This is a genomic window from Levilinea saccharolytica, from assembly GCF_001306035.1.
Taxonomy (GTDB): Bacteria; Chloroflexota; Anaerolineae; order Anaerolineales; family Anaerolineaceae; genus Levilinea; species Levilinea saccharolytica.
On sequence record NZ_LGCM01000012.1, the window covers coordinates 1 to 12,221 of the forward strand.

A 12,221-nucleotide genomic window follows, 5' to 3' on the forward strand; every position below is an offset into this window, starting at 1 on the left:
CCTTGCGTCCCGTTCCGCCTTTCTTCACGTATCTGCAAGCCTCCATTCGCAAAATGGTTGAAACGACTGGTAGTTTGTTGGAGCGGCTGTTGCCAAAATCAATTCATGCGGTGACCGCACGTGGTTTTGAACTTAAAGTCGCTCTGTTTGTCCTCGCGACCTCCATCAACTTCCTGTGGTAGCAACTTGGGTTAGTTAAGGAATTATCCTGCCGTGCCAGCCACGGAAATGACGCTGTGCCGGTGTAAGGGGTGGGGTGATTTTTTACGGCGTAGGGTTGGCGATTGTGATATAGTACCTGAACAAGTGACCGAATTCGAACCTGCATGACTCATCGGGAGGCAAACGAATGGAACGCTACCGCGTGAAACCTGGAGAAAAAGTGAACCTGGATCGGGTGGACGCTGCCGATACCAGCGCCTGGAAAGGCGATAAGGATTCTGCCAAAGAGCGCTTTTTGGAGCTGCGCGCCCGGTTGGTGGAACTGCAGGAAGTGCTGTATGCACAACAGCGCCATCAGGTGCTGGTGGTGTTTCAGGCGATGGACACCGGCGGGAAAGACGGTACCATCCGGGCGGTATTTGAGGGGGTGAATCCGCAAGGGGTGAAGGTGGCCAGCTTTAAGGCGCCCACCCCGCTGGAACTGGCGCACGACTACCTGTGGCGCGTGCATCCCCACACCCCCGGTAAGGGCGAGATCAGCGTGTTTAACCGTTCGCATTATGAAGATGTGCTGGTGGTGCGGGTACATGATCTAGCCCCAGAGGAACGCTGGCAGCGGCGGTATGAGCACATCAACCAGTTTGAGCGCATGCTGGCGGATGAGGGCACGACCATCCTCAAATTCTATTTACATATTGACCGCGACGAGCAAAAAGAACGCCTGCTGGAACGCCTGGATATGCCGGAAAAGCGCTGGAAATTCAGCCCGGGCGATCTGGATGAGCGCAAACTATGGCCAAAGTATATGGAGGCCTTTGAGGAAATGCTGGAGCGCACCAGCACCTCTTATGCGCCCTGGTATGTGATCCCGGCCAACCGCAACTGGATGCGCAACCTGGCGGTGATGACCATTCTGGTGGACTGCCTGGAAAAACTGGATATGAAATACCCGGCGGCGCTGCCGGAGGAAGAAATTACCGCCAACCGCAAACGTCTGATGAGCGAAAGCGAATAGGGAAAACGCAGGCGCAGGCCCTTGGGGGAGCCTGCGCCTTTTTGATTCCGACAGGGCGGCTTTAAGCCGGTTTGATGTATTTCTTCTGCCACTCGTACAGGCGGTTGAGAGCCTCAATGGGGGAGAGGGTGTTGAGGTCAATTTCGCGCAGATCATTGAGGAGCGGGTTGGTTTCGGGGAAAAGTGCCATCTGCTGCGGCAGGTTGGGATTGATTTTGACTGCCTTGCCGGAGGAAGCCTCCAACTGGCGCAGAATTTCATCGGCGCGCAGGATGACCGGACGGGGCAGCCCTGCCAACTGGGCCACGTGAATGCCGTAGGAGCGGTCTGCGCCGCCGGGGATGATCTTGTGCAGGAAGATGACCTGGCCGCCGGATTCGCTGACGGCCACATTGTAATTGCGTACGCCGGGGAGGAGATCGGAGAGCTGGGTCAGCTCGTGGTAATGGGTGGCAAAGAGGGTGCGGGCGCGCAGCTCGGGGTGGTTATGGATATATTCCACCACTGCCCAGGCGATGGACACGCCGTCGTAGGTGCTGGTGCCGCGCCCAACCTCGTCCAAAATGAGCAGACTGCGCGGGGTGGCGTGGTTGAGGATGTTGGCGGTCTCGATCATCTCCACCATGAAGGTGGATTGGCCGGCGTGGATTTCATCCTGAGCGCCGATGCGGGTGAAAATGCGGTCCACCAGACCGATGAGGGCTGAGGAAGCGGGCACAAAGGAGCCCATCTGGGCCATGAGCACCACCAGGGCCACCTGGCGCAGGAAGGTGGATTTGCCCGACATGTTGGGGCCGGTGATCAGGCGGACGATCTCACCGGGTTCAAAGACGGCGTCGTTGGGCACGAAGCGCACGCCGCTGAGGGAATGTTCCACCACAGGGTGGCGGCAGTCGCGGATGTCGAGGATGGGGTCGGGGGTCAGCTGAGGGCGCACATAACCGTTGAGGGCAGCGGTTTCGGCCAAGGCGGCGAGGACGTCCAGATGGGCCAGTCCGCGGGCTGCGGCCAGCAGGCGCGGGCTGGCGGCGGCTAACTGGGTGCAAACCTGTCGGAAGAGGCGCACTTCCAATTCATGGATGCGCTCCTCGGCGTTGAGCACCAGGGTTTCGTACTCTTTCATCTCCGGGGTAATATAGCGCTCGGCGTTGACCAGAGTTTGCTTGCGGATGTAATCGCTGGGGACGCTGTCGGCATTGGCGCGGCTGACTTCGATGAAATAGCCGAAAACTTTGTTATAACCGACCTTGAGGGTCTTAATGCCAGTGCGCTGGCGCTCCACATTTTCCAGGTTGGCAATCCACTCGCGGGCGTGGCGCGAGGATTCGATGATGTGGTCTAAATCTGCTGAAAAGCCGGGGCGAATGATGCCGGAATTTTGCAGCGTAGCAGGCGGGTCATCGGCGAGGGCCTGTTCCAGCAGCTCCAACTGTGCGGCGCAGGGGTCAATCTCACAGAGGATGGCCTGTAAAGGGGTAATTTCGGAGGGGAAGACCGCCAGCACGGTGGGGACGGCATTGAGGGTGGTGCGGATGGCCACCAGGTCACGCGGGTTGGCATGCCCGGCCAGAACACGGTTGGTGAGACGTGCCAGGTCAGCGAGGGGTTTCAGCCGCGCGCGCAGTTCGGCACGCAGCATGCCGTTCTCCACCAGGGCCTGAACGCCGTCCTGACGGGACTGAATGGCGGGCAGATCGAGGAGGGGTTTGCTGACCCACTGGCGCATCAGACGGCGGCCCATGGGGCTGATGGTGCGGTCGAGGATGGAGAGCAAAGAACCGCTGACCGTGCCGCTGCGGATGGTTTCGGTCAGTTCCAGGTTGCGGCGGGTGGCCGCATCCAGGGTCATGAATTCGGAGAGGGAATAGGTGCTGAGCGAGACCAGCAAAGTGAGGGCGGCGGGTTGGGTATCCTGAAGATACTGAAGCAAGGCCCCACAGGCGCGCACCGCCATGCCCTTGCCGCGCAGGCCGAAACCGTCCAGGGTGCTCACGGCGAAATGGCGCAGCAGGGTTTCGGTGCAGCGGCCGGGTTCAAAGCGCCAGGCGGGCCAGCGGGTGGGGTGGCCGGGCAGATCCAGACTATTTTCCAAATTATCAGGCAGCAGCACTTCGGCTGGGTTGAGGCGGATGAGTTCACCGCGCAGAGCGCTGGGCATTTCCGGGCCGGACAGCTCGGTGGCGGTGAATTCGCCGGTGGAGATGTCCACCACCGCCAGCCCGGCCTGATCTTCTTGCAGCACCAGGCTGACCAGGAAGTTGTTGCGATCTCCAGGCAGCAGCCCAGGCTCGACCACCGTGCCGGGGGTGACCACGCGCACCACTTCACGGGGGAAGAGGCCGCGGGCGGGCTGCTCGCCCACCTGTTCGCAGATGGCCACATGGTAGCCTTTTTCGATGAGGCGGGCCAGGTAATTTTCGACGGCGTGATAGGGGATGCCCGCCATGGGGATGCGCACGCCCTTGGCGACATTGCGCGAGGTGAGCACAATTTCTAATTCGCGCGAGGCGATCTCGGCGTCTTCGTCGAAGGTCTCGTAAAAATCACCCAGGCGAAAGAAAAGGATAGCGTTGGGGTATTGGCGTTTGATGTCCAGGTACTGCTGGCGGATGGGAGTGACGTCTTCGTCCATAGGTTCATTCTAAAATGGGAGCAGGGAACTGGCAAGGGGCAAAGGGGAGCAAGTTAACCCGCGGCGTCCGAGCGCAAGGCCCGGACGTCGGTGAGCGGTGAATGAGGTGCGTTATTCCGATACGGTGATGGTGGTGAACTGTTCGTACGTGTTGCCGTCGAAGTCCTCCACCAGGATGCCGACCACGTAAGAACCTGTATAAGTTCCGTCAATGACCAGTTCCATAGGGCTGCCGCCGAAAGTGAGTGTATCGCCGTTGTAGTAAGCGATCTCGCCGTCGGGGTTGTTGTCAAACTCCAGCCATTTTTCTTCCACGGTGAATTGATCGCCCACCTGGGGGATGATTTCACGGGGGGCGCCCTGACCGTTGTCGTCGAGGAAGCCGAAGATGTTGATGAATTTCCCTTCGGCGTCGAAGCGCATGACCGCATCGCGGGTGATGTTATCTTCCACGAAGGTGTACGCCCCCCACACCAGGTAGGTGGTATCTTCGGTTCCGACTCCGTAAATTTCAGCCTCAGCCGCCGCCAGGGCTTCCTGGCTGCCGTCGCTGATGAAGGAAACGATGGGCGACCATTCCACATCCAGCAGCAAGGGGTCGTCTGTGCCCCAATCGGGGTAGATGACCCCGCCGATGTCTTTCACTTCACCTGCGTCCAAAAAGTCGAGATCCACGCTGAGGTAGGAATTGCTTTCTTCGTCAAAGTAGAGGGTGTAGACGTAAATATAGGCGATGTTCCCGCCGGAAATATCCGCCGAAATGGTGGCCACGCCGTCCGGAGGAATTTCATCCAGGTCCAGGGTGAGGGGGCTGATGGTGATTTCGCCCTTACCCGGGGCAACCACCGGTTCGGAAACCTCGGCACCGGATTCTTCGAGCTGGGCCATGTCGGGGACCTGCCCGTATTGGGGTTCCAAAAGAGCCAAATCCGCGCCCGAAGGTTTGACCGCCGTGCCGGTGTAGTGGTTGACCAGATAATCATCCCACAAGGAAGCCCCCGCGAAGCGGCTGGCCTGCTTGACATAGGCGCGGTAAAAATCCTGGAACTGGTTGGAGGTGGGGAAGAAAACGGCCATGCCGTTGGAGCCGGGACGTTCGGGGCCGTGCTTTTCGGCGATGACCGCCTGCTGAACGGCCTGACGCAGACCTTCGGCGGACTGCCCAACAGCGCTGTTGGAGCCGTACAGGTCTTGCAGCAGCTCGGCGAAATGGCTCATGTCAATGAAAGGCGAGGGGGCATTCCCGCCGAAGATGGATTCATACGCCTGGGCGTAAGAACGGGCCTTGGCGGCCCCGCGCGGGTTTTCTTCGGCCAGGGACAGGGTCAGGTCATTGAAGGCCTGGTTGACTGTGCCCATCTGGCTGAGATCAATGGCTGCCAGGGTGATGCTGCCGCCCAGCTCATCGGCCATGCGCGCCGGGTTCATGTCACCGCGCACGCCCAATTCTTCCAGATAGGCGCGGCGCGCGGCTGGATCCACGATGCGGATATCTTCACGGATGTAGCCGTCCACGATGTGCTGGGACAGTTCCGCCCCGTCCATGCTGGGGTTTTCGGCCAGCTTTTCCAGGAAGTAGTGGTAAGCCCAACCCAATGAGGGTTCCACCTCTTCGGAGGCCACGGCGTAGCGCGCATAGGGGGCGATGGCGCTGAGGGGCTCGATGTGGGCCATGAGGCAGGCGTCAAAACCCACCAGCTCGAAGCCGTTGATGCCGGTGTTGGCGATAATTTCGGCCAGGGCGGTGTCAATATCGTTGACGGTGAACTGGCTTCCTTCGACCGGATTATCATCGCTCCAGCCGCCGGTCCATCCCGCGCCGTGATCCGAAAGGATCAGCGCGTAGCGGTCGGCGGGGTAGGTGGTGATGGCCCAGGTGGCAAAATCCACCAGGGTTTGCTTATCGCCGCTGTCGGCTTCGCCTAAGTCCTCCACTTCGGTGGAGTGGACCGTGTTGAGATCGCCGTCCTGCTCAATATAGAAGCGCTTGGTCGAAGTCCAGTTGCCGTCGCCCTTGAAGGCACCGCGGTAGCGGTCAATTTGAGAAACCAGGGTGAGGTTTTCGGAAGAGCCGATCAATTCAGCTTCGTTGAGATCAATGTAGATATCTTTTTCCAGAATCTGATCATCGGCGTTTTGATAGAACATGACCAGCCAGGAATCACCCGATGTGGATTGGTTGGGTGAGACGGGGCGGGGGGTTCGGGTGGGCGGGCGGACGGCTTCTTCTGCGGGAATCGCTTCGGTATCATCCGCGATTTCTTCATCCAGGAATCCGCAGCTTAAGATCAAGGCTTGAATCACCAGAATGGTTAAGAGAGTAAGTAAGAGTTTATTGCGGCGAGGGCGCATGATTCCTCCTGGGTGGGGTTTTCGGAGCTGGCTCCGGTGAACATTTCTATCCGTATGGGTCATTCTATCTTATTTACTGCTTTTCGGTCAAACAATCTGGGAGATAACCCCCAAGAAAAAGCCCACCTTCGCCGGCGCAGCGAAAGCGGGCAGAGAACAAGCGATCTTGGGGATGGGTTTACCCACCCAGACTGTGAACCTCTTGAATTTCACCGCCGCGCAGGTAAGCGCGGGCGACGCGAGGCAAGAGAGAAGTGGTGACTTCGTAATTGATGGTGTTGGCCCAGCTGGCCACCTCTTCTGCGCGCAGGGTTTCGGCGCCCTGGCGGCCCACCAGAACGACCTCATCATCCTGGGTCACGCCGGGGATGCCGCTAATATCTACAACAAACTGATCCATACACACTCGTCCGCGGATGGGAGCGCGCTGGCCGTGGATGAGGACGAAGCCCTGATTAGATAGGATGCGGTGGTAGCCGTCGCCGTAGCCGACCGGAACCAGGGCAGCGCGCATGGGGCCGGGAGTGATGTAGGTGCGGCTGTAGCTGATGCCCGCGCCGGCGGGCAGGTCATACACGCGGCTGACGCGGCTTTTGAGGGTGAGGGCCGGCACCAGGGGGAAGACCGGCGGCCATTGGTCCGAGGCGTCCATGCCGTACATGGAAATCCCTGGGCGAACGGCGTCAAAATGGGCGGAGCGCAGCTTCATGGTTCCGGCAGAATTGGCCATGTGCGCCAGGGGCAGGGGGTGGCCCGCCTGACGGGCGGAGGTGACCACCTCTTGGAAGCGCTGCACCTGCTGGTCGGCGAAGGTGCTGTCGGCCCAATCGGCGGTGGCCAGGTGAGTGAAAATGCCTTCCACGTGGATGCCGGGGAGGGATTGGATTTGGTTGAGGAAGGGGATGACCTCCTGGGGGAAGAGACCGTAGCGGCTCATGCCGGTATCCACCTTGAGGTGCAGGTTGAGGGTGATGCCGGAGGCGGCAGCCCGGGCAGAAACGGCCTGGGCAAATTCCGGTGTGATCAGGCTGGGGGTCAGCCGCCATTCCACAGCCAGATCCGCGCCGGAGGGCGGGGTATAGCCGAGGATGAGAATGGGTTCTGTGATTCCAGCACGGCGCAGCTCGACGCCCTCAATGGCGCGGTGAACGGCCAAACGAGTGGCCCCGGCGGCCAGGGCAGCGCGCGCCACCTGCACAGCCCCATGCCCATAAGCGTTGGCTTTGACCACGGCGATCACTTCCACCTTCGGGCCGACATGACGAATGTAAGAACGCACGTTGGCGGCGATGGCATCCAGATCAATTTCAGCCCAGGTTACAATGCCTTCTAACATAAGACACCCCGCGAAAAGAAAAAGATGGGTGGGGAGTTTCCGCAAGCCAGGGTTCTGGTCGGTTTTGACCAGAACCCTGAGATCAGCGTGGAAATTCCCTACAGAATTGAGTATATCACCAATTGGCGGTGCGGAAATTAACCGCCCAGATAGGCCTCTTTGACGCGAGGGTTGCCCAACAGTTCGCTGCCGCTGCCGGAAAGGGTGATGACGCCAGTTTCCAGGACATAGCCGCGGTTAGCCACGCGCAAGGCCATATTGGCGTTTTGCTCCACCAGGAGGATGGTGGTGCCGGTCTTGTTAATCTCCAAAATGATGCGGAAGATCTCGCGCACCAGCACCGGCGCCAGACCCATCGATGGTTCGTCAAGGAGCATCACGCGCCCGCGGCTCATCAACGCGCGGCCGACGGCCAGCATTTGCTGTTCGCCGCCGGAGAGGGTTCCGGCCTGCTGCGAGCGGCGCTCTTTGAGGCGGGGGAAGATGGTGAAAACGCGCTCGTAATCCTTGGGCAGTTCCTGCTTGTCTTTGCGCTGCCAGGTGGCCAGCTTGAGGTTCTCGTACACGGTCAGGTTGCCAAAAATGCCGCGGCCTTCGGGTACCTGCGCGATACCCAGGGCGACCAACTGATCGGCGGGGATTTTATGCAAATCTTTGCCTTGAAAGGCGATGGTGCCGGTGTAGGGGATCAGACCGGAAATGGCGCGCAGGGTGGAGGATTTACCCGCGCCGTTAGCTCCGATGAGGCTGACAATTTCGCCTTCGTGCACGTCGAAGCTGATACCTTTGACAGCACGGATGTTGTTATAGGACACTTGCAGGTCCTGTACCGAAAGGAGGACATCGGCGGCGCTCATAGCTCTCCTCCTTCTTCTCCCAGATAGGCTTCGAGAACCAGGGGGTTGTTTTGAATTTCCCAAGGCAGCCCTTCGGCGATGGTTTTCCCAAAATCCAGCACTTTCAAGCGTTCACAAATGCCCATGACCAGCCGCATTTGGTGTTCGATGAGCAGGATGGTGAGATTAAAATCCTCGCGGATCCAGCGGATGAACTCCATGAGCTGCATAATCTCGTTAGGATTCATGCCCGCGGCAGGCTCATCCAGCAGCAGGAGCTGAGGGTGGGTGGCCAAGGCACGAGCGATTTCCAGGCGGCGCTGCGAGCCGTAGGGCAGGTTTTTGGCCAGTTCATCGGAGAGGTGATCCAACTTGAAGACCGACAGCAATTCCATCGAGTGTTCTATGATGCGTTTTTCTTCCGCCTGGTACCGCCCGACGTGGAGGAGGGATTCCCAGGGGGTGTAGCTAGCTTGGGAATAGTGGGCGATGCGCACGTTGTCGAGGACGGTCAGGTCTTTAAATAGGCGGATATTTTGGAAGGTGCGGGCGATGCCCAGGGTGGTGATGTGGCTGGGGGATTTGCCCACCAGTTCCGTGCCGCTCAGGTTGATGCTGCCTTTGGAGGCGCGGTACACACCGGTGATGAGGTTGAAGATGGTGGTTTTCCCCGCGCCGTTGGGGCCGATGATGCCCACTAATTCACCAGACTCCAGGGCCAGATTGAAATCGGAGACCGCACACAGCCCGCCGAAATAGTGGGTGACGTGATCAATTTGCAGGAGTGGCATCGGAGGCCTCCTTCTTTTGGCGCCAACGTTTGCTGCCGAGCAGATCTTGGAGGGGGATTAACCAGCGGAATTCGCGCAGACCCATGATACCGCGGGGGCGGAAGAGCATGAGCAGCACGAGGACGAGGGGCATGAGCACCATGCGCCACATCCCCAACGGCCGCAGCACTTCGAGCAGGACGGTGTAGATGGTGGCGCCGAGGACAGAACCGGTGATGGAGCCGATGCCGCCCAGGTAGACCATGATGAGGATATCGGTGGATTTGATGATGTCGAACACGCGCGGGCTGATGAACTGGAGCAGATGGGCAAACAGCGCTCCGGCGATGCCCGCGAAAAACGATGAGATGGTGAAGGCCAGCAGCTTGGCCTGGCGGGTGTTGACGCTCATCAGATCCGAGGCGATCTCATCCTCACGGATGGAAATGACGCCGCGGCCGTGATTGGAATAAATGAAGTTGCGGATGACCCACACGGCCAGAACCGTCCAGAAGAAGGTCCAGGGCAAGGTGGTGAGCTTTTCGACGCCGGGGATACCGCGCGGGCCGCCGATGGCCTCGATATTCTCAATGATGGATTTGACGATCATGTTAAAGGCCAGGGTGACAATCGCCAGGTAATCGCCGCGGGTACGGAAGGAGGGAATGGCCACCACCAGGCCTACCAGTCCGGCGGCGATGCCGCCCGCCAGCACCACCAAAGGGAAGAGCCAGGGGTTCAACTCCGAAGGCAGCACCTGGGTGGTGAGGACAGCGGAGGCATAGGCCCCCACGGCCATGAAGCCGGCATGCCCCACTGAAAACTCGCCCATGTATCCGTTGATCAGGTTGAGGCTGGTGGTGAGGATGATATTGATGCCGACGTACATGATGATCAACTGGATGTAGGGGTTGACCAGGTTAAACTGGGGGATGGCAAAGGAGAGCAGAAGGCCCAGCACCAAAAGGATGGGGAGAGCCTTGCGGTTGTTGGCGATCGTCTCCCAACGTGCGCGCCAGACGGTGAATGCGGAGGAAGGTTGCTTCATGGCTACACCTTTTGGGGACGAGGCTTGCCCAGGATGCCGTGCGGGCGGAAGATGAGCAGCACCAGCAGCAGGGCAAAGGCAACGAAGTCGCGGTAGGTGGAGGGCATGAAGGCTGCTACCATGATCTCCACCAGGCCGAGGATGAAGCCTCCGATCATTGCCCCGCGGATGTTGCCAATTCCGCCGACCACAGCGGAGATGAAGGCTTTCCAGCCCACCATAATGCCCATGTAGGGATCAATGACGGGGAAAGCCTGGGCGTACATGACACCGGCAGCGGCCCCCAGACTGGTGCCGATGGCGAAGGTGATGGAGATGATCAAATTGAGGGGCACACCCATGAGGGGGACGATGGCTTTATCCCACGAGATGGCGCGCATGGCCATGCCGATCATGGTTTTTTGGACGATCAGGTCCAATAAGATCATCAGGCCGATGGAGAGCAGCACGATGATGATTTGCAGGGAGGAGATGGATACCGGTCCGAGCATCCAGGTCTGGTTAGGGATGAGGGTGGGGACGGATTGAGGGTAGGGGCTAAAGACCAGGGTGAAGTTTTCCAGGAATAAGCCGACTCCCAAAGCGGTGATGATGGCTGAGACGCGCGGGGCGTTGCGCAGCGGCTTGTAGGCGACACGCTCAATGGCCACGCCCAGGAGGGCGACGCCGGCCATGGAGATAAGCAGGGTGGGGACAAAAGGCAGTTTGAGCAAACCGGCGGCGATGAAGCAGAAAAACGCGCCGATCATGAACAAATCGCCGTGGGCGAAGTTGATCATGGTCAGGATGCCGTAGACCATGGTGTAACCCAGGGCAATCAGAGCATAAATACTGCCCAGTTGTAAGGCGTTGAGGAATTGTTGAAGGAAATAGGTCATAGAGGCCGCCCTTTTTTAACAGCGGTAGTGAAGCAATGGCCACAGCAAACCGGGTCTTTGATAGGCGGGTTTGCAAGGAAAAGCTGCCCCTCCTGATTTTTGACAGGAGGGGCAGCTTGGCGCGCGCGCTTATGGGGCGGCGTTGGCGAACCAGATGAATTGATCACCTTTCACTTGCAGGATGACGGCGCTCTTGATGGGATCGCCGGAGCCTTCCTTGAATTGCATGGTTCCGGTAACGCCTTCGAAATTGGGGATCTTGGCCAGGGCGTCGCGAATGGCCTGGCGGTCGGCAGAACCGGCAGATTGCAGAGCCGACCAGAGCAGACCGAAGGAGTCGTAGGTCAAGGCGGCAACATCATCCGGGACGTTGCCGTATTTGGCCTTATAGTTCTCGATGAACTTCTGAGCGACGGGCGTGGCCGCGTCGGGAGCATAGTGGGTGCTGAAGTAGTAGCCTTCGCAGTCCACACCGCACAGCTTGATGAGCTCAGCCGAACCCCAAGAGTCGCTGCCCAGGAAGGGGACGGTGATGTTGAGGCGGTGGGCTTGCTGAATTTGGAGAGGCACTTCGCTGTAGTAGTTGGGCAGGAAGATCACATCTGGCTCGGCGCTTTTGATCTTGGTGAGCTGGGCAGAGAAATCTTTGTCATTGGTGGTGTAGGTTTCAAAGGCCACCACCGTGCCGCCGTTTTCTTCAAAGGTCTGCTTGAAGAATTCGGCGATACCCTTGTTGTAATCGGAGGCCACATCGTAGAGTACAGCGGCTTTGGTAGCTTTGAGGCTGTCGAGGGCAAATTTAGCTACCACACGACCCTGGAAGGGGTCAATGAAGGCGGCGCGGAAGACGTATTTTTTCGATTCACCAGTCTTTTCCACGATGGTGGTTTTGGGATTGGTGGACCAGGGGCTGATGAGCACCACCTGGGAGCTTTCGGCCACTTCAGCGGCAGGGATGGCATAGCGGCTGGCGTTCGGGCCGATGATGGCGGCCACATTCTGCTGGGTGATCAGTTTTTGGGCAGCGGCGGCGCTTTGATCGGCTTTGCCAGCGTTATCTTCGATACTAGCCACCTGACACTTTAACAAAAGAATAGTTGATCGGCACCAGATCTCCACTAAAATAGGTTTTCCGGAAGCATTTTAGAAACGGAGTAAACCAATGCCGACCGACCTCCTTTATCATAACTGG

Annotated in this window: 9 protein-coding genes and 1 pseudogene; 2 read left to right on the forward strand and 8 right to left on the reverse strand. The window is 58.9% G+C overall.

The annotated features are described in order from the left end of the window. Together ADN01_RS20010 and ADN01_RS02600 are read left to right on the forward strand one after the other, a co-directional pair. Positions 1-182, forward strand: a pseudogene (locus ADN01_RS20010) (IS982 family transposase); the annotation flags it as partial. Positions 183-349: 167 nt separating this feature from the next. Then, a complete protein-coding gene (locus ADN01_RS02600) occupies positions 350-1,177 on the forward strand; it encodes a polyphosphate kinase 2 family protein (protein WP_062418101.1) in 828 nt (275 codons plus the stop codon). Between the two features lie 61 nt (positions 1,178-1,238). Here the strand turns inward: ADN01_RS02600 and mutS are convergent, their stop codons facing one another. The 8 genes from mutS to ADN01_RS02640 all read right to left on the reverse strand — a co-directional run bounded on the left by mutS (position 1,239) and on the right by ADN01_RS02640 (position 12,103). Then, the gene (gene mutS, locus ADN01_RS02605) at positions 1,239-3,809 is read right to left on the reverse strand and encodes a DNA mismatch repair protein MutS (RefSeq protein WP_062418102.1); all 2,571 of its coding nucleotides are present in this window, start codon (positions 3,807-3,809) and stop codon (positions 1,239-1,241) included. A 111-nt stretch (positions 3,810-3,920) separates the two neighbouring features. Then, positions 3,921-6,161 carry a clostripain-related cysteine peptidase gene (locus ADN01_RS02610; RefSeq protein ID WP_075070910.1) on the reverse strand — a complete coding sequence of 747 codons (2,241 nt, stop codon included), beginning with the start codon at positions 6,159-6,161 and terminating at the stop codon, positions 3,921-3,923. A gap of 178 nt (positions 6,162-6,339) precedes the next feature. Continuing rightward, on the reverse strand, positions 6,340-7,497 hold the full coding sequence (gene alr / locus ADN01_RS02615) for an alanine racemase (RefSeq protein ID WP_062418104.1): 1,158 nt from the start codon (positions 7,495-7,497) through the stop codon (positions 6,340-6,342). A 137-nt stretch (positions 7,498-7,634) separates the two neighbouring features. Further along, positions 7,635-8,354: an ABC transporter ATP-binding protein gene (locus ADN01_RS02620; protein ID WP_062418105.1), complete on the reverse strand. Its 720-nt coding sequence runs from the start codon at positions 8,352-8,354 to the stop codon at positions 7,635-7,637. Beyond that, positions 8,351-9,124, reverse strand: coding sequence for an ABC transporter ATP-binding protein (locus tag ADN01_RS02625; RefSeq protein ID WP_062418106.1), 774 nt, complete (start codon positions 9,122-9,124; stop codon positions 8,351-8,353). Before ADN01_RS02625 ends, ADN01_RS02620 begins: the two co-directional genes overlap by 4 nt. Next, positions 9,105-10,151 (reverse strand): branched-chain amino acid ABC transporter permease, encoded by a 1,047-nt coding sequence (locus tag ADN01_RS02630; protein ID WP_082142752.1) that lies wholly within the window; start codon positions 10,149-10,151, stop codon positions 9,105-9,107. The genes ADN01_RS02625 and ADN01_RS02630 overlap by 20 nt, the downstream gene beginning before the upstream one ends. A 2-nt stretch (positions 10,152-10,153) precedes the next feature. Further along, on the reverse strand, positions 10,154-11,029 hold the full coding sequence (locus ADN01_RS02635; protein ID WP_062418107.1) for a branched-chain amino acid ABC transporter permease: 876 nt from the start codon (positions 11,027-11,029) through the stop codon (positions 10,154-10,156). Positions 11,030-11,158: 129 nt separating this feature from the next. Next, positions 11,159-12,103 carry an ABC transporter substrate-binding protein gene (locus ADN01_RS02640; protein WP_201778617.1) on the reverse strand — a complete coding sequence of 315 codons (945 nt, stop codon included), beginning with the start codon at positions 12,101-12,103 and terminating at the stop codon, positions 11,159-11,161. Positions 12,104-12,221: the final 118 nt, after the last annotated feature.

Coding starts and splice junctions, on each gene's coding strand:
- ADN01_RS02600 (WP_062418101.1), top strand. CDS start 350: ATGGAACGCTACCGCGTGAAACCTGGAGAAAAAGTGAACCTGGATCGG.
- mutS (WP_062418102.1), bottom strand. CDS start 3,809: ATGGACGAAGACGTCACTCCCATCCGCCAGCAGTACCTGGACATCAAA.
- ADN01_RS02610 (WP_075070910.1), bottom strand. CDS start 6,161: ATGCGCCCTCGCCGCAATAAACTCTTACTTACTCTCTTAACCATTCTG.
- alr (WP_062418104.1), bottom strand. CDS start 7,497: ATGTTAGAAGGCATTGTAACCTGGGCTGAAATTGATCTGGATGCCATC.
- ADN01_RS02620 (WP_062418105.1), bottom strand. CDS start 8,354: ATGAGCGCCGCCGATGTCCTCCTTTCGGTACAGGACCTGCAAGTGTCC.
- ADN01_RS02625 (WP_062418106.1), bottom strand. CDS start 9,124: ATGCCACTCCTGCAAATTGATCACGTCACCCACTATTTCGGCGGGCTG.
- ADN01_RS02630 (WP_082142752.1), bottom strand. CDS start 10,151: ATGAAGCAACCTTCCTCCGCATTCACCGTCTGGCGCGCACGTTGGGAG.
- ADN01_RS02635 (WP_062418107.1), bottom strand. CDS start 11,029: ATGACCTATTTCCTTCAACAATTCCTCAACGCCTTACAACTGGGCAGT.